21 protein-coding genes are annotated in these 22,117 nt (G+C 61.1%); 4 read left to right on the top strand and 17 right to left on the bottom strand.

Translation table 11 applies throughout. The features are described 5' to 3' along the window. Nucleotides 1-97 precede the first annotated feature (97 nt). Entirely contained in the window at nt 98-1,489 is a 1,392-nt protein-coding gene (locus JTJ32_RS05285; RefSeq protein ID WP_210041291.1) for an aldehyde dehydrogenase family protein, read from the top strand. A 66-nt stretch (nt 1,490-1,555) separates the two neighbouring features. Here the strand turns inward: JTJ32_RS05285 and JTJ32_RS05280 are convergent, their stop codons facing one another. Further along, a complete protein-coding gene (locus JTJ32_RS05280; protein ID WP_210041289.1) occupies nt 1,556-2,140 on the bottom strand; it encodes a flavin reductase family protein in 585 nt (194 codons plus the stop codon). Between the two features lie 144 nt (nt 2,141-2,284). Between JTJ32_RS05280 and JTJ32_RS05275 the strand changes: the two genes are divergently transcribed. Beyond that, on the top strand, nt 2,285-2,908 hold the full coding sequence (locus JTJ32_RS05275) for a nucleotidyltransferase family protein (protein ID WP_210041287.1): 624 nt from the start codon (nt 2,285-2,287) through the stop codon (nt 2,906-2,908). On the opposite strand, the gene JTJ32_RS05270 is transcribed toward JTJ32_RS05275, so the two are convergent. From JTJ32_RS05270 to JTJ32_RS05255, 4 genes are read right to left on the bottom strand one after another with little or no spacing between them, the layout of a single operon-like run. Further along, nucleotides 2,889-3,857 (bottom strand): XdhC family protein, encoded by a 969-nt coding sequence (locus JTJ32_RS05270; RefSeq protein WP_210041285.1) that lies wholly within the window; start codon nt 3,855-3,857, stop codon nt 2,889-2,891. The genes JTJ32_RS05275 and JTJ32_RS05270 overlap by 20 nt on opposite strands. Nucleotides 3,858-3,859: 2 nt before the next feature. Next, nucleotides 3,860-6,076 carry a xanthine dehydrogenase family protein molybdopterin-binding subunit gene (locus JTJ32_RS05265; protein WP_210041283.1) on the bottom strand — a complete coding sequence of 739 codons (2,217 nt, stop codon included), beginning with the start codon at nt 6,074-6,076 and terminating at the stop codon, nt 3,860-3,862. 9 nt (nt 6,077-6,085) lie between these two features. Continuing rightward, nucleotides 6,086-7,069: an FAD binding domain-containing protein gene (locus tag JTJ32_RS05260; protein ID WP_210041281.1), complete on the bottom strand. Its 984-nt coding sequence runs from the start codon at nt 7,067-7,069 to the stop codon at nt 6,086-6,088. Then, the gene (locus tag JTJ32_RS05255) at nt 7,069-7,749 is read right to left on the bottom strand and encodes a (2Fe-2S)-binding protein (protein ID WP_099230285.1); all 681 of its coding nucleotides are present in this window, start codon (nt 7,747-7,749) and stop codon (nt 7,069-7,071) included. Before JTJ32_RS05255 ends, JTJ32_RS05260 begins: the two co-directional genes overlap by 1 nt. 982 nt (nt 7,750-8,731) lie before the next feature. On the opposite strand from JTJ32_RS05255, the gene mqo reads away from it, so the two are divergent. Together mqo and JTJ32_RS05245 are read left to right on the top strand one after the other, a co-directional pair. Then, nucleotides 8,732-10,375, top strand: coding sequence for a malate dehydrogenase (quinone) (gene mqo / locus JTJ32_RS05250; RefSeq protein WP_210041280.1), 1,644 nt, complete (start codon nt 8,732-8,734; stop codon nt 10,373-10,375). A 524-nt stretch (nt 10,376-10,899) separates the two neighbouring features. Beyond that, entirely contained in the window at nt 10,900-13,719 is a 2,820-nt protein-coding gene (locus JTJ32_RS05245) for an ATP-binding protein (protein ID WP_210041278.1), read from the top strand. A gap of 13 nt (nt 13,720-13,732) precedes the next feature. On the opposite strand, the gene JTJ32_RS05240 is transcribed toward JTJ32_RS05245, so the two are convergent. From JTJ32_RS05240 to JTJ32_RS05185, 12 genes are read right to left on the bottom strand one after another with little or no spacing between them, the layout of a single operon-like run. Further along, nucleotides 13,733-14,779 carry an EscU/YscU/HrcU family type III secretion system export apparatus switch protein gene (locus JTJ32_RS05240; RefSeq protein ID WP_210041276.1) on the bottom strand — a complete coding sequence of 349 codons (1,047 nt, stop codon included), beginning with the start codon at nt 14,777-14,779 and terminating at the stop codon, nt 13,733-13,735. Then, complete coding sequence (sctT, locus tag JTJ32_RS05235; protein ID WP_099230277.1) at nt 14,779-15,594, bottom strand: type III secretion system export apparatus subunit SctT; 816 nt, start codon at nt 15,592-15,594, stop codon at nt 14,779-14,781. Before sctT ends, JTJ32_RS05240 begins: the two co-directional genes overlap by 1 nt. A 6-nt stretch (nt 15,595-15,600) precedes the next feature. Next, the gene (locus tag JTJ32_RS05230) at nt 15,601-15,870 is read right to left on the bottom strand and encodes an EscS/YscS/HrcS family type III secretion system export apparatus protein (RefSeq protein WP_099230275.1); all 270 of its coding nucleotides are present in this window, start codon (nt 15,868-15,870) and stop codon (nt 15,601-15,603) included. A 4-nt stretch (nt 15,871-15,874) separates the two neighbouring features. Continuing rightward, on the bottom strand, nt 15,875-16,531 hold the full coding sequence (sctR, locus tag JTJ32_RS05225; protein ID WP_004886393.1) for a type III secretion system export apparatus subunit SctR: 657 nt from the start codon (nt 16,529-16,531) through the stop codon (nt 15,875-15,877). Next, a complete protein-coding gene (gene sctQ, locus JTJ32_RS05220) occupies nt 16,528-17,571 on the bottom strand; it encodes a type III secretion system cytoplasmic ring protein SctQ (RefSeq protein WP_210041274.1) in 1,044 nt (347 codons plus the stop codon). Before sctQ ends, sctR begins: the two co-directional genes overlap by 4 nt. Beyond that, a complete protein-coding gene (locus JTJ32_RS05215) occupies nt 17,568-18,080 on the bottom strand; it encodes a hypothetical protein (RefSeq protein WP_210041272.1) in 513 nt (170 codons plus the stop codon). The genes sctQ and JTJ32_RS05215 overlap by 4 nt, the downstream gene beginning before the upstream one ends. A gap of 49 nt (nt 18,081-18,129) precedes the next feature. Next, a complete protein-coding gene (locus tag JTJ32_RS05210) occupies nt 18,130-19,458 on the bottom strand; it encodes a FliI/YscN family ATPase (RefSeq protein WP_184322908.1) in 1,329 nt (442 codons plus the stop codon). Beyond that, complete coding sequence (locus tag JTJ32_RS05205) at nt 19,451-20,047, bottom strand: FliH/SctL family protein (RefSeq protein ID WP_210041270.1); 597 nt, start codon at nt 20,045-20,047, stop codon at nt 19,451-19,453. Before JTJ32_RS05205 ends, JTJ32_RS05210 begins: the two co-directional genes overlap by 8 nt. Beyond that, nucleotides 20,040-20,669, bottom strand: coding sequence for a type III secretion protein (locus JTJ32_RS05200; RefSeq protein ID WP_210041268.1), 630 nt, complete (start codon nt 20,667-20,669; stop codon nt 20,040-20,042). The genes JTJ32_RS05205 and JTJ32_RS05200 overlap by 8 nt, the downstream gene beginning before the upstream one ends. Next, complete coding sequence (gene sctJ / locus JTJ32_RS05195; RefSeq protein WP_210041266.1) at nt 20,666-21,445, bottom strand: type III secretion system inner membrane ring lipoprotein SctJ; 780 nt, start codon at nt 21,443-21,445, stop codon at nt 20,666-20,668. The genes JTJ32_RS05200 and sctJ overlap by 4 nt, the downstream gene beginning before the upstream one ends. A 3-nt stretch (nt 21,446-21,448) precedes the next feature. Further along, nucleotides 21,449-21,880, bottom strand: coding sequence for a hypothetical protein (locus JTJ32_RS05190; protein WP_210041264.1), 432 nt, complete (start codon nt 21,878-21,880; stop codon nt 21,449-21,451). A 9-nt stretch (nt 21,881-21,889) separates the two neighbouring features. Further along, nucleotides 21,890-22,108, bottom strand: a complete 219-nt coding sequence (locus tag JTJ32_RS05185) for a hypothetical protein (RefSeq protein WP_210041262.1) — start codon at nt 22,106-22,108, stop codon at nt 21,890-21,892. Nucleotides 22,109-22,117: the final 9 nt, after the last annotated feature.

The following is a 22,117-nucleotide window of genomic DNA, read 5'->3' as shown; positions in this document are numbered from 1 at the left end:
TCTCCAAATGTGAAAGATATGCTCAGTATTATTCAGTTTCGCAAAGCATGTCACGGGCTTATTCTGGCTTCATTCCCCACCTGAACAGGATGGCGCCATGACTGCTATTTCCAGCAATACCCATGCAATTTCGACCAATCCCGCCACCGGCGAACAGATCGGTCATTATCCGTTTGCCTCCGATGCGGAGCTTGAAAACAGTCTTGCCCGCGCTGCGGCAAGCTTTTCGGTCTGGAAGCGCACGACCATCGACGAGCGTGCAGGGTTGATCATTGCGCTGGGCAAGACGTTGCGTGAAGACGCGAATGCCATCGCACAGATGATCAGCCAGGAGATGGGCAAGCCCATCAAACAGGCGCTGGGCGAAGTCGAGAAATGTGCCCGGTTGTGCGACTGGTACGCAGCGCAGGGCCCCGCGATGCTGGCGGCCGAGTCGACCCTTGTCGAAAACGACAAGGCCCGCATCGAGTATCGCCCGCTCGGCCCGATCCTTGCTGTCATGCCGTGGAACTTCCCGATCTGGCAGGTGCTGCGCGGCGCGGTGCCGACCTTGCTGGCCGGCAACACCTATGTGCTCAAGCATGCACCCAACGTGATGGGCTGCGCTTACCTGATGCTCGACGCATTCAAACGCGCCGGTTTTCCCGAGGGTGTGTTCGAAGTGATCAACGCAACTCAGGATGGCGTCTCCAGGGCCATTGCCGATCCACGCATTGCCGCAGTCACCCTGACCGGCAGCGTACGCGCCGGTCAGGCCATTGGTGCGCAGGCAGGGGCTGCGCTCAAGAAAAGCGTGCTCGAACTCGGCGGCTCCGACCCATTCATCGTGCTCAACGACGCGGATCTGGATCAGGCCGTGAAGGCTGCGGTCATCGGTCGTTTCCAGAATACCGGACAGGTGTGTGCGGCGGCCAAACGGCTGATTATCGAAGACGGTGTTGTGGAGGAATTCACCCGCCGATTCGTTGAGGAAACCCGCAAACTGGCGATCGGCGATCCGTTGTCGAGCGAGACCTATATCGGCCCGATGGCGCGCTTCGACCTGCGTGACGAACTGGATGCGCAGGTTCAGGCCACGCTGGCCGAAGGTGCAACGTTGCTGTTGGGTGGCGAACGAATCGCAGGTCAGGGCAACTTCTATGCGCCTACCGTGCTGGGCGATGTGACCGACCAGATGACCTCGTTCAAGCAAGAGTTGTTCGGCCCGGTCGCCTCGATCATCACCGCTCGCGACGCCCGGCATGCGCTGGAACTGGCCAACGACAGCGACTTCGGCCTGACCGCCACCGTTTACACCCGCAATCTGGAACTGGCCGAGCAACTGGCGGACGAACTGGACACCGGCGGCGTATTCATCAACGGCTACAGCGCCTCAGACCCGCGCGTGACCTTTGGCGGCGTGAAGAAAAGCGGCTACGGACGTGAGCTCTCGCACTTCGGTGTGCGTGAATTCACCAATGCTCAGACCGTGTGGCGCGATCGTCACTGATCGTGACGCTCGCACCTGCATCAGTGCCTGTAATGGACATGGAGCGTCCCGTTACAGCCTCAACACTCACTCCGCCTCTGTCTCTACCACCGCAGCGTCGCCAATGGTGTAGAAATGCCCACCTGCCACATAGTGCAGGCTGCGCCATTTCGGGTCGGCTGTTTCGAATGCCCAGTGCCCGTCACGGAACACGCGGGTATCCGCCCAGGCACCGACGACTTCGGCGATGAACAGGTCGTAGGTCTGCTCATTATGCGGTTCCGGAATGACTTTGCAGATCAGCCAGGCGGAGCACCCGGCGACCAACGGCGTGTCGTGCCCTTCGATGCGAAACAGCTCGGCACCGGCCTTTTCCAGCTTGTTCGGGGTGAAGATGAGGCTCTGAGTACCCACCTCGAAGGTCAGGTCCAACTGGTCGCGATTAGGCACTTGCAAGGCAAAGTAACCGCTGTTTTCCACCAGGCTGCGCGTTTTGGTCATCTTGTCGATGACCAGCGTCACCTTGGGCGGCGAGAAATCCAGCGCACAGGCCCAGGCTGCAGCCATGACGTTGTGAACGCCTTCGTAAGCGGATGAGACCAGCACGGTAGGACCGTGATTGAGCAGACGGTAGGCCTTTTCCATCTCGACCGGGCGAATATGATTGTCCACGTGAAACCCTCGAAAATGTAAATCTTGTCACTGCAAAAAGGCAGCGGAATCAGGCATTGTGCGTGTCTCACGCGTAGGTCATCGTGTGTCTGAGTGGATGACGAACCGGCCCTGTTCCCTTCACCTTTTTCAAAAGGCTTCGGATTGACCAGCATAGACAGCCCAATTCCCCAAGTGTTCGCCCTGCTCCTTGCCGCAGGTCGCAGCCGTCGTTTCGACGGTGACAAACGTCTCGCCACTCTGCCCTGCGGCCGTACCTTGCTGCGCGCAAGCATTGAGAATGCCCTGCACGTATTCAATGAAGTGTGGGTGGTATTGAGGGAGGAAGATGACACTGAACTGCTGGGCGTTGCGCAGGAAGTAAACGTGGTACGCAGCCCGCAGGCGGATTTGGGCATGGGCCACAGCCTGGCCAGTGGCATCGCGGCGCTCATGCCATCCAGCGCCGACGCAGTCGCCGTGCTGTTGGCAGACATGCCCTGGATACAGCCCGCCACGCTGCAAAGCCTGGCCAGCATGGCCGATCCACGACGCATCGCCCTGCCCGGCCACGATGGACAACGCGGCCACCCGGTGATCATCGGGCGCGAGTTCTGGCCGTTATTGCTGAACCTTGAAGGCGATCAAGGTGCAAAATCGATCATCAAAAGCCATCCCGAGCGCTGCGACGTACTGGTCTGTGAAGATCCCGGCATCCTGCGCGATGCAGATACGCGTGCGGCATTGGCGCTCGCCTGTCAGACGTTCGTCAAAGCTGCTGACGGCTGATCCCGTTGGCCACCCGCAGGATATCTGCCATGACTGCAATGGCGATTTCAGCCGGTGTCTTGCTGCCCAGATTGAGGCCGATGGGAGCATGAATCCGCGCCAGTGCCTCGTCATCCAGTCCGCCAATCCGCGCCAGCCGCTCCTTGCGCTTGCTGCTGGTGCGCATTGAGCCCATGGCGCCGATGTAAAACGCCTCGGTCCGCACGGCTTCAAGCATGGTCAGGTCATCCAGCTTCGGATCATGAGTCAGGGCCAGCACGGCCGTCGAGGCGTGGCAGCCACCTTCAGCAATGAACACCGCAGGCAGCACATCGCGAACTTCGACCCCCGGCATCGAGAAACCGGCCGTCACATCGGTACGAGGGTCACAGACGATGACTTCATAGCCCATGGCAACCGCGAAACTGGCGCAGAACTCGGCCACCGGCGACAAGCCAGCCAGGAGCACGCGATAGACCGCCCCCATGCGAATGCTGACGCGCTCGCCCTCGACCTGCACCCGCGACTCGCCCAGTGAAGCCGAACCTGTGCGGCACTCTACACCGCCCAGCATGACCTCGCGGCCGATCAGCGTGCGTCCGGCAAGGGCCTGCTCCACCGCGGCCAGATGCCGGTCGGTTTCAGGGCCGGGGGTCATGCACTCGATCAGCACATCCAGCACACCGCCACATGGCAGCGCCAGGGTCGGTGCCAGACCGCCCTCCCCATAACGCACGATCTGGTTGACCGGCTCGAACTGCCCCGCCGTCAACCGCTCCAGAAAGTCTTCCTCCACACAGCCGCCGGACAGCGATCCGCGATGCTCGCCACTGCTCAACGCCACCAGCATCGCCCCCGGCCCGCGCGGAGCGGAACCGAAGGTCGAGAGCACGGTGCAGAGCCACACAGGTTTGCCTGCCGCCAGCCAGTCACGCGCCTGCTGGATGACCTGCAAGTCAAGTTGCTTCATCTCTACAGCCCTGCCATCAGCTTTTCTTTGGTGATGGGCAAATTGCGCACCCGTTTGCCCGTGGCGTGGTACACGGCATTAGCCACGGCAGCAGCCAGGCCGGTTACACCAATCTCGCCGATTCCACGCGCGCCGAACTCACCGATGTTGTGATCCGGATAATCGAGCAGAATCACATCGATCTCGGGCTGGTCCGCATGCACGGGAACCACGTACTCGGCGTAGTTGTTGTTGACCGGCAGACCGGTGCGCGGATCGTATTCGGCCGCTTCGAACATGGCCATGCCGATGCCCATGACGATTGCGCCCTCGACCTGATTACGCGCCGCCAGTGGATTGACCACCTTGCCAACGTCGATGGCGCTGACCACTCGCGAAACACGCAGACTGGAGATGCCCGGATCCCAACGCACTTCAACAAAATGCACGCCAAACGAGCGGAACGAGAACTTGTCGGACGACTGCATGCCACTTTGGAAATTGCCTTCGGCACGTGACAGACGCTGGCCTTTCAGGACGTCGACAAAACTCACGCGCTGCTCGCCGGACACCAACTGACCGTTCTCGACCTTGATCGAATCAGCCTGCTGACCTGCAAAGGCCGCGTTCTTGCCCACCGAATACTGACGGAGTTTCTGCAACGCCTCACGCGTGGCACCGGCAATCGCCGGCATCACGCTGGCGGTAACCCAGGACCCGCCGGAAACCGGACCTGCCGGAAACGATGAGCTGCCCAGCTCCACTTCAACACGCTCCATCGGGATGCCGGTGAGCTGGCTGACGGTCTGGGCAATGATGGTGTACGTGCCGGTGCCGATATCCTGCAGGCCACACTGTGCCAGGGCGGTGCCGTCGGAGCGCAGAATCACGCGGGCGTCCGTCGGCACCTGAAACGCCTCCCAGTTGCAGGCACCCATGCCGTAACCGATGACCTCATCGCCGTCACGCATCGAGCCAACCTCGGCCTTGCGCGCCTGCCAGCCAAAACGTTCGGCGGCCTGGTCGATGGCTTCCGGCAAGTGGTTGCTGGACCATGGCAAGCCTTGACTCTGGTCCATGTCCGACAGATTGAGCTTGCGAAAGGCCAGCGGATCCATACCGTTGGCCAGCGCCAATTCATCGATGGCCGACTCCAACGCAAACAGGCCCGGCGCCGCACCGGGGGCACGCATCGAGGTCGGCGTGCCACGGTTCACCGCGGCAATGCGGTGGCTGACCAGCACGTTGTCGCAGCCATACAGGCTCTTGGTCACACCCCCACAGCTTTCGGTGTAATCGTCGAGCGTCGACGTGCTGTTGAAGGATTCGTGGCGGATCGAGACCAGCTTGCCGTTCGCATCGCTGGCCAGCCGCAGGCGTTGCCGGGTTTCCGGGCGATGGCCAACCGTGGTGAACATTTGCGCACGGGGCAATACCAACTGGACCGGACGCTTCGTCACCTTTGACGCCGCACACGCCGCGACGGAGTGTGGCCACGGCCAAAGCTTGCCACCGAACCCGGAACCAATGAACGGCGCACGCACCTCGACGCGATCCGGCGGCAAATCGAATACGTTGGCCAGCAGATTGCGATGGTTGACGACACCCTGCGTGCTTTCGTAAACGTACAGCTTGCCGTCCTGCCACCATGCGGTGCTGGCGTGCATTTCCATCGGGTTATGCACTTCGACCGGCGTGGTGTAGGTCTGGTCGACCTTTCTGCTCGCGGCGAGGAACGCCCCGTCCGGATTGCCGCGTGTATGCCCGGCACCGCCGTCGCGGGCGCCATTTTTGCGCAGCGCTTCCTCCAGGTTCTTGACCGGCTTGTTCTCTTGATAATCGACCTTTATCCGATGTGCCGCAGCCCTGGCCTGCTCGAAACTCTCAGCGACCACCAGCGCCACGAACTGGCCGGGGTAATAGACCCGGTCATCCTCGAACGGCAAACGATGCTCATCGGCCTTGCTCGCCGATAACAGTGTTGCAAAACTGAATGCGCTTTCAGGCGTGCGGTGCAACTCGGGGAAATGGCCGTGATGGAAGATCTCGACAACGCCGGGCATCTTGCGCGCGTCCTGGTCGTTCACCGCCAGTATCCGGCCACTGCCGATGGTGCTGTAGACGCCATACGCATACAGCATGTCTTTCATGGGGTGGTCGGCCGCATAACGCGCCTCGCCACTGACTTTCTTGCCGCCGTCGATACGACGCTGCGGGATACCGATGATCTGTTCGCTCATGGAAAATTCCTACGCCGTTAGGTCACGAAGGTTGCGGACGATGACCTGCTCACCCAGCGGGATCTTGAAGGCGTTGTGCTCATAGGCTTTGGAGCCTTTCATGGCCAGGGCTGCCACCTTGGCGAAGGTGTCCATATCGGCACGCTGGCCGATCAATGCCCGTTCTGCTTCGACGGCGCGCCACGGCTTGGTGCCGACGCCACCCAGTGCGATGCGCGCATCGGCAATACGCTTGCCCTCCATGACCACGATGATCGCGCTGGACGCAAGGGCGAACTGGTACGAGGTGCGGTCACGCAGCTTCAGGTAGCCGGAACGGCTGCCGGACAGCGGCGCATCGAGGGTCACGTGGGTTACCAGTTCATGAGGCGCGATGGCGTGCTCGCGTTCAGGCGTGTTGCCCGGCAGCAAATGGAAGTCGGTGAAAGGAATATCCCGACTGCCGCCCGGCCCATGCACGGTGACCTGTGCGCCCACTGCCGCCATGCCCACACACATGTCCGATGGATGGGTGGCGATGCAATGATCGCTGGTACCCAATACGGCATGCACGCTGCGGTTCATGCCGCCGATGGCCGCGCAGCCTGAGCCCGGCTCACGCTTGTTGCAGGCCGAAATCCCATCGCGAAAATACGGGCAACGCACGCGCTGCATCAGGTTGCCGGCGGTGGTGGCCTTGTTACGCAGTTGCGTGGAAGCACCGGCCAACAGGGCCTGCGACAAGACCGGATAACGCTCACGGACCAGCGGATGGCTGGCCAGCGCGGTATTGCTGACCAGCGCACCGATGCGCAGACGACCATCCGGCAGCGATTCGATCTGCTTGAGTGCCAGGTGGTTGATATCCACCAGTTGCCCGGGTTGCATGATGTCCAGCTTGACCAGGTCCAGCAGCGTTGTGCCGCCGGCCAGATAGAAACGCTCGCCCTCCCCTGACACGGTACTGACGGCTTGAGCAGGCGTGGTGGCCCTTGCGTAATCGAAGGTTCTCATCAGACAGTTCCCCCAGCCTTGGGCATTTTCGAGCGCGCCGACTGCACCGCCGACAAAATGTTCTTATAGGCGCCGCAGCGGCAGATGTTGCCGCTCATGGCTTCGCGGACGCTGGCGTCATCGGAGGGAATGTTCGGGTCGTTGAGAATCGCCACGGCGCTCATGATCTGGCCCGAGGTGCAATAACCGCACTGATAGGCATCGTGTTCCCAGAAAGCTTCCTGAACCGGGTGCAGCTTGCCGTTTTCGGCGAGGCCTTCGATGGTGGTGATGCTGTCGCCGTCGTGCTGAATGGCAATCGACAGGCAGGAATTGATCGCCACCCCATTGACCAACAGCGTGCACGCCCCGCACTGGCCGTGATCGCAACCCTTTTTGGTGCCGGTCAGTTGCAGACGGTCACGTAACACATCAAGGAGGACGGCATTGGCCGGTACGTTCAGAGCGTGCGTCTGGCCGTTCACGTTCAATTGAATGCGGTGCTCGCCGACGCCGGGCGCATCGGTGTCTTCCACCACGACCGGCGCAGGCGCGGGTGCGGCTTGCAGCATCCCGTCGGCGGGTATCCATGTCGACAATGTCGCGGCAGCAATCCCGGAAGCCCCGAACTTCAGAAAATTGCGTCGCGAAGGCTGCACCGCGTCGGCAACAGTTCCTTTGTGCGTCTTGGTTTCACTCATCAGAATCACCTTGTCATAGCCGTCACTGCTGTGAAGTGGCGGGCGTTATCGTGTTGGGCATCGTGTTGCAGCAAGGGCTGGTTCAGTTCCCTTCAAAGCGCGCAATCGGGTCAGACAGGTACCAGAAGCGTTTTGGCATTATGGTTGGCATATGTCTTTAACTGGCTGACACACTGAAAGTTCAACGTTTTGATCGAAGCTCGGATCATGGGGCTGTTGCAGGATGTTTACGGGCAGTTTCCCGGGCGAACGACGTTCAGAAACCCTTGATCGGAAAACACGGTTCGAACTCGCAATGACGTTAGCACCCGGTTTCAGGAAGCATTAGCCGCCGCGCGTTACTTGAAGTCATGAGGAATGCTCATCAATCGTCCGTCGTTACTGCGGACGACCCTGGCTGAGTCTGAATATGGCGAGTCGGGAGCTGAGCGAGGGCGGCCGACCATGCCGCATTTCGGCCAAAACACCCTCAAAGTCTCAAGGTAACGGCGGGCGTGACGATAAAATCTCGACACGCCTTGTTTCGTTCGGTCGCACGTCAGCATGTCGGTGTGTAGATAACACCTCGCGTAGACACCTCACAATATGCGAAAATGCCGCGTCTTGCCGATATGGCATCATGGTGTGCCGTTTTGAACGAGCACAAAAAAACGCCTCAGAGCGTGTCCCCATGACCCCCATGCGGCGTCCAAGACTCCGTGAACAGGCTGATCAGGTGCGCATTGCGCAATGAAGACGGGATTTGTTTCCCGATCTTGCGCGGCACCGTTAGCACATGTCGCTTCATGACGCTGAATCCAATGACGATAAGAAGCCAGCGCAGTAGGGCATAAAGTGAGGTCTTGAGCAGTATTGTATTGGCCTTGTATGTCCACCTCTAGCCCCTGAAGGTGCGGGCGTTTGTCGCATGCGTTGCGGTATACGCAGAATCCGGATCTCCCAGGAGCAGCCGGCGGATGGCATTTATCAAATGGATTACAGCATGTTGAAGAAAGTGAACACGGCCCTTCTGGGTCTGGCGATGTCGCTCGGGATGATGCCCGCGCACTCCGCCGAAGCCAAGAAAGTAGATGTATTGATGGTCGGCGGCGGCATCATGAGCGCCACCCTGGCAGTCTGGCTCAACGAGCTCGAGCCGAGCTGGTCGATGGAAATGGTCGAGCGTCTCGATGGCGTTGCCGAAGAAAGCTCCAACGGCTGGAACAACGCCGGTACCGGTCACTCTGCCCTCGCCGAGCTGAACTACACCCCGGAAGACAAGAACGGCAACGTCGACATTTACAAGGCCATCGAGATCAACGAAGCGTTTCAGATCTCGCGTCAATTCTGGTCCTGGCAGGTCAAGACCGGCGTTCTGAAGAACCCGCGTTCGTTCATCAACTCCACGCCGCACATGAGCTTCGTGTGGGGCGACGACAACATCAAGTTCCTGCGCAAGCGTTACGCGGCACTGCAATCGAGCCCGCTGTTCAGCGGCATGCAGTACTCCGAAGACCATGAGCAGATCAAGAAGTGGGTTCCATTGATGATGGAAGGTCGTGACCCGGCGCAGAAGCTGGCCGTGACCTGGAGCCCGATCGGCACCGACGTGAACTTCGGCGAGATCACCCGCCAGTTCGTCGCCAACCTGCAGACCAAACCCAACTTCGATCTGAAGCTGTCGAGTGAAGTCCAGGACATCACCCGCAACGACGACGGCAGCTGGCGCGTCAAGTACAAGAACCTGAAAGACGGTACCGAAACCGAGACCGATGCCAAGTTCCTGTTCATCGGCGCGGGCGGTGCCGCACTGCACCTGCTGCAAGAGTCGGGCATTCCTGAAGCCAAGGAATACGGCGGCTTCCCGGTCGGCGGCTCGTGGCTGGTAACCGAGAACCCTACCCTGGCCATGCAACACATGGGCAAGGCTTACGGTATCGCGTCCACTGGCGCGCCACCCATGTCGGTTCCGCACCTGGACACCCGTGTTCTGGACGGCAAGCGCGTCATCCTGTTTGGCCCGTTCGCGACCTTCTCCACGAAGTTCCTGAAAAACGGTTCCTACCTGGACCTGCTGACCAGCACCACCACGCATAACGTATGGCCAATGACCCGTGTCGGCATCGCTCAGTACCCACTGATCGAATACCTGGCGGGTCAGGTCATGATGTCCGATGACGATCGTTTTGCAGCTCTGCAGCAGTACTTCCCGAACGCCAAGAAAGAAGACTGGCGCCTGATGCAGGCCGGTCAGCGCGTTCAGATCATCAAGCGTGACGAAGAGAAAGGCGGCGTCCTGAAACTGGGTACCGAAATCGTTGCTTCCAAGGACGGCTCCATCGCCGGTCTGCTGGGTGCTTCGCCAGGCGCTTCGACCGCTGCTCCGATCATGCTCGGCGTGCTGGAGAAAGTGTTCAAGGACAAGGTAGCGACGCCGGCCTGGCAGGAAAAACTGCACCAGATCGTTCCAAGCTACGGCACCAAACTGAACGAGAACCCGGATCGCGTTGCACAGGAATGGGCCTACACCGCCGAAACCCTGCAACTGACTCCACCGCCACCTGTGAACAAGGCAACAGCTGCTGCACCTGCCGCCGCGCCTGCAGAGAAGCGTGAAAGCAACCCTGCCAGTGACATGGCGCTGTAAGGCATTCAAGCCTGAAGCAAAGCTCTGCCAGAGCTGATCGGGCAGAGCTGTATATGTCACCCTCGACACCCTGCAAGAGCGATGCTTTTGCAGGGTGTTTTGCTTTATATCCACCTGCGAAGCTCACGGCGAGACCCTGGTGCGCAACCTGAGTGCTCTTTGACAGGTGCCGCCCCACCCAGCCGATGACAGTACGAAAAATGATTGCCGGAAGGTCGCCTGCAGGTCGGCGCATTTCTTGCTGCACAGTTTTCAGAACACAGAGTGGGACTTTACCGAGCAGCGCCCTGTCCACTCTTGCATGGTTTCCCCGACAGGAAACCCGTCACGCATGTCCGTATCGATCCCCTGTTTGGCCGGTCCATACCCCCTGGTGTAATAAGTAATTGATTCAAATGCTATAAGCTCGGCCGTTCATGACGACACAACGGTAGGAAATAAATAACCTGCTCTCAGGACCGGTGCACAGATCGACACCGTCACGATGCGCAAGCGCTGCTGTTACTTCTGATACAGGTCTAACCATGGATTTTGAAGCAAGCGGTACGGCTACACAGATCGACATCGAAACAGAAAATGGCTACAGGCCCGAGGAAGCCATTCGCTTCGGAGCCTTCCTGCTGCTTCCACGCCAACAGTTGCTGTTAAAACACTCACAACCCGTGCCGCTGGGCAGTCGTGCCATGTCGTTGCTGGTAGCGCTTGCCTCACGTCCAGGCGAGCTGCTGGAGAAAGCCGAACTGCTGGCGATGGCCTGGCCAAAGGCAGTGGTTGAAGAATGCAACCTTCGCGCTCAGATCGTTGCCTTGCGCAGAGCGCTGGAAAACGATGAAGACTTCAGCTGCATCGTAACCGTGCCAGGTCGCGGCTATCGGTTCACCGCTCATGTGACCGTTCAGACCGCCCCACAGACCCTGGCGCCACCTCCTGAACCCGTGGCAGCGATCACAGACTCCAGCCGCCATGTCTGTGGCCGAGACGATCTGATTCGTCGTCTGGTCGATCAACTCATGACCCAGCGACTGCTGACGCTCACCGGCCCCGGCGGGGTCGGCAAAACCACTGTCGCATTGGCTCTGGCCGACAACCTCGCCACACAATCGTCACTGAGCCGCACCGTCCTTGACCTGACGCCCGTCAGTGGTGCCCGGTCGGTGCAGGGCATGATCGCCAGCGCGCTGGGCCTTGACGCAGATACCGAACATCTTCTTCAGAACATCCCTGCGGCGCTGGCAGAGCGCCCGCAGTTGCTGGTGCTCGATAACTGCGAGCATGTGCTGGAAGAGACCGCGACAGCAGTCGAAGCCTTGCTGTCCAACACAACGCGATGCTGCGTAGTGGTTACCAGTCGCGAGCCGCTGCGGGCGCATGGTGAATATGTCCACGAACTGGCGTCCCTGCAGGTGCCTGGCGAACATCAGGCATTGACCGCAGCCGAGGCGCTTACGTATTCCGGTGTGGAGCTGTTCATTACCCGGGTGAGGGAGCAGGACCCAGGCTTCGTCTTCCATGATCGCGACACGCAAAGCGTAGCGGCGATCTGTCGCAAGCTGGACGGCAATCCATTGGCGATCGAACTGGCCGCCGCCCGCGTCAGGACGTTTGGCATTCATGAGCTGGTCGGCCTGCTCGATGGCAGCTTCCGCCTGCAGATGACCGGACGCCGCACCGCCCTGCCCCGACAGCGTTCTCTGAGCGCAGCACTGGACTGGACGTACAGCATGCTCACGGAGCATGAGCAGGCACTGCTGCGACAATTATCCATTTTCAATGGCTCGTTCGCACTGGACGGGGTTATGGCGACAGTCAATATCGGCTTGCCCGATGTGCGCATGACCCTGCCAATGCTGGAAAGTCTGCTGGACAAGTCGCTGCTTGGACGATTCGATCACAGCCAGGGCAAACGCTTTCGGCTGCTGGAGACGACCCGGCTCTACGCTCATGAAAAACTGGTGCAGCTCGATGACCTGGATCGCCTGTCGCGCGCTCATGCCAACTGGGCCTTGAGCCTGCTGGACGAAGCCAGGCATGACCTTGATCGACTGTCCCATGACGCCTGGACACGACGTTACGCCGTTGAGATCGATACCGTACGCGCCGCCCTCGCCTGGGCCTTCTCCCCGGAGGGTGACCGGCAGACGGGCGTCGAACTCACGCTACGCAGCGCTCCGCTGTGGATGAGGCTGTCACTGGTGCGCGAATACCAGGACTGGGTCAACCATGGCCTGCCTCGCCATGTGGAGATGGCGCAGATGGACCGGCAGCAGCGCATGCGGCTGCTGACGGTATCGGGCAGCATCCTCATGCTCACCTACGGCGCCGGACAGAAAATGCGTGAGATCTGGCAACAGGTCAGCGAGGACGCCGACGCGTTGAACGACACGGAATACCGGCTGCGTGCCCTGTGGGGACAATGGAACGACCACACTTGCAGCAATCGGCACGTACAGGCCCGACAGGTCGCGTTGCAGTTTCTGGCGCTGGGCAAGGATCACCGGATTACCGACTGCCAGGTGCTGGGCAAACGCATGCGGGCCACCAGCGCGTTCTACATGGGCGATATGAAAACCGCCGGCCAGGCTGCTCACGAAGCCTTGGGGGCGCCCCTTTCACCATCGTCCTATGCCGTGGACATGCATTTCGACCAGCGGATCGCTGCCCAGTCGCTCAGGGCGCAGGTGCAGTTGATGGTGGGCAATATCGGACAGGCCATGGTCGCGCTGGACACCAACATCAGGCAGGCCCTGGCGCTGGGGCACCCCGCTACGATCTGGTACACGCTGGCGTTCAGCGCCATTCCGGCCACCCTGATCGCAGGCACCCTGCACAAGACACGGCAGTTTCTCGAGCAGCTCAGACAGAGCAGCGAACGGCAGCCGCTGCATGTCTGGCGTCAGCTGACCTGCTGCTACGAAAGCATTCTGACCATTCGCGAAGGCGATGCGACCACGGGGACGCCACAGTTGGGCGAAGCCCTTGAGCAACTGCGTCGCCATGTGGAAACGCCGCTGCACTCGATGCTCAATACCGAGTACGTGCTGGGCCTCGCCGCTTTAGGGCTGCAACCGCTGGCACTGGAAACGCTCGATGAGCTGGTGGCCAGTGCCGTGAAACGCAATGATCGCTGGTATCTCCCCGAGATGATGCGCATCAAGGCGCAACTGATGCTCGACCAACCCGATGCCCATGCGCTGGAAGACATCCGCACGGTGCTGACCCAGGCGTTGGAAATATCGCGGCAGGACGGTACGCATTTCTGGGCATGGCGCATCAACGCCGACCTCAATCGACTGAAGGTCGTCAACGGCACGCCTGCCACCCGATATCGCCCTGCCATGCATTGAGGAGATGCACCGGTCAGATCAACCGGTGCGCCACCAGCGCGTCGGCCACCGCCTGAAAGGTGTTTTCCGGGACCGGATCACCGGCGACGCTGCGCCTGGCGATCTGCTCGGCAAGCCCGGCATCCGCCCAGACGGCGATGCCCAGCGGTGCGGCCTGCGTCAACAGCACCGCGGATTCTTCAGGTGAACCCCGGCAGACGACCACAGGCACCGGTGTTTCGCCGCGCACATAGCGCACACCGACCACCCAGTGGCCGCCAATGCCGATCATCAGCGACGCGCGCCCCAGCCCCAGCTTCGTTGCAAGTGCCTGCATCTCGCGCCGCTGGCGTTGACGCTCACGCTTGATCAACGGATCACCGTCGACATCCTTGCGTTCGCGCTTCTGTTCACTGCGGCTCATTTTCATGTCTCGTCCGAACAGCCAGCGCTGCATCATGACGTCCACCGCACCGACCAGCAGAAAGGCCGCCAGCACAGTGAAGACCAGCGGTTTGAGCACCAGGTAAAAAGTCGATTCGATGCAGCCGGCACCGCATCGTGAAGACTCCATCAATGCCTGTAACGCCTGTCGTCCGACGACATAGAACGCCAGCGCCAGTAACACCACCTTGACCAGTCCCTTGAGAAACTCGATCAGGTTGCGCATGGCGAAAATCCGTTTGAAGCCCTCGCCGGGATGAATGCGTTTGATGTCCGGCTTGACCGGTTCGACCGAAAACACCACGCCGCGCATGGTCACGATATTGGTCAGAATGACCGCCGCGACGGTAACGGCGACCACCGGCAAGGTGATGCCCAGAACGATTTGCTCGGCATGATCCAGCAGCCGTGGCCAGACATCGGCAAACGGTTCGATATAAATGTTCGCCGTGAGGTCGATCAACGCCTCGACCTGAGCACGCGCCTTGGGTAACAGCATGGCAATGCACAGCGTACACAGCAGAATGACCACGCCGGACACCAGATCCTGACTCTTGGCGACCTGACCTTTCTTGCGTGCGTCACGCAGCTTCTTGTCCGTGGCCGGCTGGCTTTTCTCTTCGCTGGTATCTGCCATCAGGGTGCCTCGCTCGCCAGCCCCTTGAGCACCTCGACCGTGCCTCGAAACTGCGCCAGCTGATCGATCATGACCGGAATCAGGAAGCTGATGTACACCACCATCAACACCGCAAAAAACAGGTTCTTGACCGGCAGGGACAAGTCGAAAATATGCAGGCTCGGCGCCATTCTCGACAGGTACGCCAGCATGAGATCCGTGATCAGCATCGCCACCAGCAGCGGTGCGACCATCAGCACGCCGATGCGCATCACCTGATCCAGGATGGCCAGAATCGACATGAGCGCGACGCTGCTGAACAGCGGGGTGAATTCGGTCACCGGCCATAACTGATAGCTGTGGTAATAGCCACCGACCATCAGGATGAAACCGCCTGACATGAAGAACAGCGCAATCAACATCACCGTGAACAGCGTGGCCATGACACTGGCCTCGCCCTGCCCCAGCGGATCCACCAGTTGCTCCATGGTCGAGCCGCGCTGCAGGTCGATCAGTTCACCTGCCACTTCCGCAGCCCAGAACGGGATGCCGAACAGCAACCCGATCAGCAGCCCGATCAGCAATTCCTTGACCATCAGCCCGGCCAGAAAGAACCCGCTGTGTTCGGGCATCGACGTGAACGCGGTGAATACCGGCAAAATCATCGGTACGGATATCGCCACCGCGACGCACCCACGAATCATCCCGGTCAGCCCCAGGCGGTTGAACGCCGGTGTGATGATCACCACCCCCATCGCCCGCGAAGCCGCCAGCGATGCAGAGCTGATCACCGGGTAGGCGATCTCGATGAATGCATTGGTCAGTTCGGCATCCATGGCGCGTCAGCGTGTCCACAGCGCGAAGTTGTCCAGCACCTGATTGCCCAGTTCCGCCACCTGCCCGGCCAGCAAGGGCCCGACAAACACAATGACCAGCAACACCCCGACGAGCTTGACCACCTGAGGCAGGGTCTGGTCCTGGATCTGGGTCAGTGCCTGCAGCAGTCCCACACTCAGACCTACGACAATCGCAACCGCCAGCGCAGGCGCGGAAAGCAGCAGCACGGTCATCAATGCCTGATTCATCAACGAAAGAAACACATCCTGCCCCATGGCATCAGCCTCCATAACTCAGGATCAACCCGTGCATCAGCCGCGACCAGCCGCTGAGCGCCACGAACAGGAAGATCTTCAGGGGTATCGAAATGAGCGTCGGCGAGACCATCGACATGCCCATCGCCATCAGCACATTGGAGACCAGCAGGTCGACCACCAGAAACGGGATGTACAACAGAAAACCGATCTCGAACGCACGGGTCAGCTCGGAGCTGACGAACGCGGGGATCAACACGACCAGATCATCGTCGCGCAGATCGGCGCGCGCTTCGGGTGACCAGATGGTTTCGGTTGCCTGAACGAAAAAGCCGCGTTCGTTCTCGTTGGCGTATTTCGATAAATGTGCCTGCAAGGGTGGTCGCAGCGCACTGCCAAGCTCTTCGAGTTGTTGAACGTTCTGCAGGCTCAGATCGCGTCCTTGAACCTGTCGGTACATGTCGCCGATCAAGGGCGTGGTCACATAGACCGAAAGGATCAGGGCGATGCCGTACAGCACCAGATTCGGCGGCGTCTGCTGCACGCCCAGAGCGTTGCGAATCAGGAACAGCACCACGGATATCTTCATGAAGCCGGTCAGTGTCACCACGGCAAGCGGAATCAGGCCGATGGTCGCAACGACCAGGATGATCTCGATGAGGTTCGGCTGATAGCCGTTCATGGCGAATTGAAACCCAGCAGGCGCACGCCCAGGCCATCACCGATACGCACCAGCTCGCCACGCCCTACGCGTCGTCCGTTGACCATCAGGTCCACCTCGTCCCGAGTCGACGAGGCAAGCGGCAGCAGCGTTCCGGGCGCCATTTCGCGCAGTTGCTCGAGCGTCAGTTCGACACTGCCCACCTGGCAGACAAGCGTCAGCGGCAGCGCGTCAAGCGAGACATCCAGATCCGGCGTTGCGGTGGGTTCATTCATTGCATCATTCCTGTTGAAAGTGATTACCGTACTGGCGTCAGGGTCGGCGCCGCGCCATAGCCCGCACCACTCAAGCGAATGACCCGAGCGTCGTGCACAAGCCTGGAAGTGCTGGCCGATACGCAGCCGGATCTGCTCGTCAGGCAAGGTATCGAGTATCACCACATCGCCTGGCGTGAGGCTGCGCAGCTCGTCCACGCGCAGCGGCGCTCGCCCTGCCTCGGCACGCATCACCAGCCTCAGCCCATGCAGCGCATCCTGATGCGGCGCTGCGTGGCGCTTCAGCAGAGCGGCGACGTGATCAGCCGCAGCGCTGTTCATTCCCAGATCCACACGCACTGCCGGGAAGTCCGCGATGTGCACCGCCAGCGAGACACCGAGGCAACGTGCCGTCGGGTCCGCGGTCCAGGGAATCACCTGCAAGGGCTCACCCAGAACGGCTTCCAAGGGTTCGATCCATTCCAGCCAGGCCTGCTCCAGCAACAGCGCCTCGTTCTGGCGATCAATGGCCGAGCCGGGTTGCCAGGTGATCCCGGACAGCTCGAATAACGGTTCCGGCACACTCAGCTCGACCGTCGACTGGCCGATCATCAGGGCAACCGACACGCACGGTTGATCGACGCCCGCCTCGCCGGCCCAACGCACACGCAACGGCTTACCACGCAGTACGCCGTGCCAGTCGGCCATCCGGCGATGCAGGCGGTTATGCAGACTGAGTACATCGGGGTCGAACGACGGCAAATCCGACAGCGCATCGCCAGTGAAAGAGGTCTCGTAAGCCGTCACCGCTCATCTCCAGCGCCTGTTGCACTGCCTGCGTCGACGCTCAGGGCGTTATCGCTCGTTGACGCCAGTTGCTCGGCCTCGTCGCGCTGTTCACCCTGACGCGTCTCGAGGCTCAGGCGCTGTTCAAGCAGGCTTTGCCATGCCCGGCTCTGTTGTTGGCGCTGCCTGTGCTCAACACGCAGTCGCTCACGGGCCTGCTCCTCGGTTTCAACGTTCAGCGCAGCGGCATTGACGTCGGCCTGCAGCGCCTCACGCTCTTCATCCAGTTGCTTGAGGTGCACCTGAGCTGCGTGCCAGGCACTCACTGAAACACCTTCGCTGAATAGACCGTAAGCCTGCTCTGCTTCCTGCGCGCGCATCTCACGGTGCAGGCGCAGGGTTTCTCTGGCCTGATCAAGGTGATGGCGGGTCTCACGGCAACGCTCGCGCTGAGTGGCCAGATGAGCAGAGGCGCGCTGCTCACGCAGCAGGCGCAGGGCTTGCAGGTTATGCAGATCAGCCATCTTCATTGCATTTCTCCGTGACGCGGCCCGTTCGGACTCCAGGGGTTGAGTGCGTTCATGCCAGTACCTTGCGCATGTGCGCCAGGGTTTGCGCGAGGGTGTCGTGTTCAGCGGCGGGCTGGCGCAGGAATGCTTCGATGGCGCCGTGTCGGGCAATGGCTTCATCCGCCAGCGGGTCACTGCCCGCGGCGTATTCGCCGACCTGAATCAGCAGTTCTATCGCCTGACGGCGAGCGATCAGTTCGCGCATCCGCGACGCCAGCTGCCTGTGCGCTGCCGAAGCCACCTGCTCCATCAGACGGCTGCGACTGTGCAGCACATCAATGGCCGGAAAGTGATCACGCTGGGCCAGTTCAGCGCTGAGCACGATGTGGCCGTCGAGAATCGAGCGGGTTTCCTCGGCGACCGGGTCCGTCGCCGCGTCACCTTCGGTGAGCACGGTGTACAGGGCGGTGATGCTGCCGGTCGGGCCTGGACCCGCGCGTTCCAGCAACCGTGGCAGCGCCGAGAAAAACGACGGTGGATAACCGCGCCGTGTCGGAGGCTCGCCCACCGCCAGGCCGATTTCGCGCTGGGCACGGGCGAAACGGGTCAGGCTGTCCATCAGCAACAGGACGTTACGTCCCTGATCGCGATGGTATTCAGCCTGAGCGGTCGCCACGTAGGCCGCTCTGACACGCTCGGCGGCAGGCCTGTCCGACGTGGCGACGACGGCAACGGTCCGGGCACGCGCCGCCTCGTCCAGTTGCCCCTCGAGCAGTTCGCGCACTTCACGCCCACGCTCGCCGATCAGTCCGATGACGATCACATCGGCGTCACTGTTACGAACGATGCTGGCCAGCAACGATGATTTGCCCACACCAGGCTCACCAAAGATGCCCATGCGTTGCCCGCTGGCAACGGTCAGCAGGCTGTCGATGGCACGTATACCCAGCGACAGCGGCTCGACGATACGCTGGCGGCTGAACGGGGCCGGTGGCTCGGCATGCAGCGGGTAGCGTTGCAGGCCAAGCGTGGCAGTCAGCGCCGGTCCGTCGAGAAACTCGCCCATCGGGCTGATCACCCGACCGAGCAAGGCATCCCCCACCTGCACACCCACCGCCTGTCCGGTGGCGATGATCCGGGTGCGGGTCGACAGGCCTTCCATCGAACCAATGGGCGACAGGATCGCGTCGTCCTCATCAAAGCCGATCACTTCAGCGGACAGTTCTCGACCGTTGCCTGGATCGTGCAACAGGCACAGCTCGCCGATTCTCACGCCGGCCACGCTGGCACGCAGCAGCACCCCGCGAATACTGCGCAAGGTGCCCTGCATCGGCCGAGGCTGGGCACGCTGCAGGCGCTGGCTCAAGCCACCGATCAATCCGGCCAGGGCTTCACTCATGGCGCTCACCCTCGCTTAGCGGCAACAGTGCGCGGCGCAGGTTGTCCAGTTGGGCATCGAGCCCCAGTTCCACCGAGCCCGCCGGACTGCTCAGACGCGCCTGACCGGCTTCAAGCTGGTCGTCGCCTTCCACATTAAGCGCCTGCAACGACAACGAACCTTGCGCAATGTGCTGACGCAGACGTTCGACTTCATTATGGGGCACGTACAGCGTCAGGGTTTGATCCTGGCGAAACGCAGACAAGGCCTGCGCCGTGCAGCGCAGGAGCCGCTCGCGCTCGTCCAGTTCGCCCAACACCTGGCGGGCGATATTCATGGCCAGTTCAGCCAGCGAGCTCTCAAGACCTGCAAGGTAGTGGTCCACCTGAGCATGGGTCTGCGCCAGCCGTGCAGCGGCCTCCTCTGCGCCCTGTCGGCGGGCGTGTTCGAAGCCTTCCGCCCGGGCCTGCTCAAGCCATTGCGCGCTGCCCTCCCGTACACGGCGTGCCTCTTCATGCGCAGCGGCGACAAACGCGTAACCGTCGATCCAGCGGTCCGCGTCGGCAGCCCGCACGATGCGTGTACCAGGGCGGGTCGGCATATCATTCATGGTCGTTTCCTTGCGCACGCGTCAGCAGATGAGCGGCCACGATCTGCACCACACAGACCTGTCGTTGATCACCGGGCTGATCCGGCTCTGGATAGTCCACGCGCAGTTGCAGCCAGGCCCGCAGGTTTGCAGGCTGGCCAGCCAGCCAAGTGGCAACACACGCCGCGCCGTCTCGGTCGATGGCCTGTGCCAGGTCGGCGGGCGTCCGCAGCAGGTCAGCCGCGCCGGCCAGATGCCGATGCACCAGCGCAAAGGCAAAGGTGTCCTCGCCCAGCAACTGGCGGTATTCGGCGACCACCTGACCGCGAATTTCCCGGGTCAGTGTCGCCGCATGCCAGACCGCGCCACACAGGCGCGGCAGCTGTGCAAAATCACGCTCGCTCAGCAGCATTACCGGCAAGTCCTGCTCGGCAGGCAACGGCAACTGCGCCAAGGGCTGCAAGCCAAAATGGTCGTTCAACAGCCCCTCAAGACGCGAAGCAAAGCGTGGTGATTCGCGCATCTGCGCAAGCTCGGCTGACGCAAGATCGTGCACCAGGCACTCGCTGATACAGCGTTCACGGACAAAGGCCACAGGCTGTTCGGTGAGCGCCTGCCACTGCACTGTCAACCCGGCACTCATGGCGCGTCACTCAGGATGTAGGCACCTTCAGCCGTTTGCCGCTTCCAGCGCTGACGCCCCAGAATCGCAGCGGGCACCAAGGCGATCAGCAACAGCGTGCCGAACAGCCACCGGGCCCGAGGTACGTCGTCTTCAAGCATCCATAACCCGAGAAAGCTGCCGAGTTGCGGCCCGGCAGCGGCGTTGGGCGGCAGCACAGCCTTGATCGCGGTCACCGAAACGCCGTCGTAACCCAGTCCGGAAATACCATTGGCGACCAGCGTCTTGATCTGCGGAATCAACACATTGATATCTGTCTTCGGATCGAAACGCACCAGCACCGAAGCCGATGACGGCGATATCACGCGTTTGAGCAGATCATTGTCGGGCAACACCACATGCACCCGCGCAGACAGGATGCCGTCGATCTGCGACACGGTGTGCGACAGCTCCTCGCTCAGCGCATAGACCATCTGCGCACGTTCCTGCACCGGCGAAGACACCAGGCCATTGCCTTTGAAGACTTCGCCCATGTTGGAAAAACTTTGCCCCGGCAGACCGGCGTCATCCAGCACTGCCATGGCCTGTGCGAAGCGCTTTTCGTCAACCATGACCTTGAGCTGGCCGTTGTCCTGAACCTTGCGCGAAGCCGGAATGCCGTCACGCAGCAACGCGGCGAGCATGGCATTGGCCTCCCGCTCGCCCAGGTTGGTGTAGAGGTCGACATCACAGGCCTGCAGCAGGCTGGCAAGTGCGGACACGATCAGCAGGCACAGGACACGACGGCATCTGGGCATGGCTCATTGACCTTTGAGAAGGGTGTTGGCGGAACCGGATATCTGCGTAGCTCCGCGCACCACCATCTGGGTTTCGATGGAGTAGTCGAACATCCGGCCCAGCGACTGCACGATCCGGTCGACCTGTGGCCCGCCCGTCTTGCTTACATCCTGAGCGGCGCTTGCTTCGAGTGTCGGCGCCTGACCGGTTGAAGACGGCGCACTGCCGTGAGTCATCGCATCGGCGCGTTCGGAGAACTGCCGGGAGCGATCGATGAAGCCATCCAGGCGCTCCATGAGGTTGCTGCCGATCTGGTGCGGACTTGCGCCCTGCGGCATCCCTTTGGCGCTTTCGGCCATGTGTTCGAAAAGGTTCTGCGAGGCCTGCATGCCCCCGCCTCCTCCCGGCGACGGCAAGGCTGCCGCCGCCGGTGATGCAGCGAGATTGACGGTCATGGTCGATCCTTATTCAGAGTCATCATCGGACTGCGCTTCGTTCAGCATTTCCTGAGCACGCGGCATGATGATGAATTGGCCGCCGATGGTGACGGCCTGGGTGATCAGCGCATCGTTGAACTCGATGTCGCTGGACGCCTGTGTGGCGTTGTCAACGGCCGCATTGAAACGCGACTCCTGGCTGGAAGGATTGACATCGGTCGTGCTGTCTACTGGATTCACGGACATGAGTAACGC

The organism is Pseudomonas alliivorans, from assembly GCF_017826695.1.
GTDB classification, from domain to species: domain Bacteria; phylum Pseudomonadota; class Gammaproteobacteria; order Pseudomonadales; family Pseudomonadaceae; genus Aquipseudomonas; species Aquipseudomonas alliivorans.
The sequence above is the reverse complement of the archived record's forward strand: the minus strand, read 5'-3'. Positions and strand labels throughout refer to the sequence as shown.

Bases quoted from the DNA above. Each gene is read 5' to 3' on its own strand.
- JTJ32_RS05255 (WP_099230285.1), bottom strand. From the start codon at position 7,749: ATGAGTGAAACCAAGACGCACAAAGGAACTGTTGCCGACGCGGTGCAG.
- JTJ32_RS05200 (WP_210041268.1), bottom strand. From the start codon at position 20,669: ATGAGTGCCGGGTTGACAGTGCAGTGGCAGGCGCTCACCGAACAGCCT.
- sctT (WP_099230277.1), bottom strand. From the start codon at position 15,594: ATGGATGCCGAACTGACCAATGCATTCATCGAGATCGCCTACCCGGTG.
- JTJ32_RS05190 (WP_210041264.1), bottom strand. From the start codon at position 21,880: ATGACCGTCAATCTCGCTGCATCACCGGCGGCGGCAGCCTTGCCGTCG.
- sctR (WP_004886393.1), bottom strand. From the start codon at position 16,531: ATGAACGGCTATCAGCCGAACCTCATCGAGATCATCCTGGTCGTTGCG.
- sctJ (WP_210041266.1), bottom strand. From the start codon at position 21,445: ATGCCCAGATGCCGTCGTGTCCTGTGCCTGCTGATCGTGTCCGCACTT.
- JTJ32_RS05270 (WP_210041285.1), bottom strand. From the start codon at position 3,857: ATGAAGCAACTTGACTTGCAGGTCATCCAGCAGGCGCGTGACTGGCTG.
- JTJ32_RS05260 (WP_210041281.1), bottom strand. From the start codon at position 7,069: ATGAGAACCTTCGATTACGCAAGGGCCACCACGCCTGCTCAAGCCGTC.
- JTJ32_RS05285 (WP_210041291.1), top strand. From the start codon at position 98: ATGACTGCTATTTCCAGCAATACCCATGCAATTTCGACCAATCCCGCC.
- mqo (WP_210041280.1), top strand. From the start codon at position 8,732: ATGTTGAAGAAAGTGAACACGGCCCTTCTGGGTCTGGCGATGTCGCTC.
- JTJ32_RS05185 (WP_210041262.1), bottom strand. From the start codon at position 22,108: ATGTCCGTGAATCCAGTAGACAGCACGACCGATGTCAATCCTTCCAGC.
- JTJ32_RS05245 (WP_210041278.1), top strand. From the start codon at position 10,900: ATGGATTTTGAAGCAAGCGGTACGGCTACACAGATCGACATCGAAACA.
- JTJ32_RS05210 (WP_184322908.1), bottom strand. From the start codon at position 19,458: ATGAGTGAAGCCCTGGCCGGATTGATCGGTGGCTTGAGCCAGCGCCTG.
- JTJ32_RS05265 (WP_210041283.1), bottom strand. From the start codon at position 6,076: ATGAGCGAACAGATCATCGGTATCCCGCAGCGTCGTATCGACGGCGGC.
- JTJ32_RS05240 (WP_210041276.1), bottom strand. From the start codon at position 14,779: ATGGCAGATACCAGCGAAGAGAAAAGCCAGCCGGCCACGGACAAGAAG.
- JTJ32_RS05205 (WP_210041270.1), bottom strand. From the start codon at position 20,047: ATGAATGATATGCCGACCCGCCCTGGTACACGCATCGTGCGGGCTGCC.
- JTJ32_RS05230 (WP_099230275.1), bottom strand. From the start codon at position 15,870: ATGGGGCAGGATGTGTTTCTTTCGTTGATGAATCAGGCATTGATGACC.
- JTJ32_RS05215 (WP_210041272.1), bottom strand. From the start codon at position 18,080: ATGAAGATGGCTGATCTGCATAACCTGCAAGCCCTGCGCCTGCTGCGT.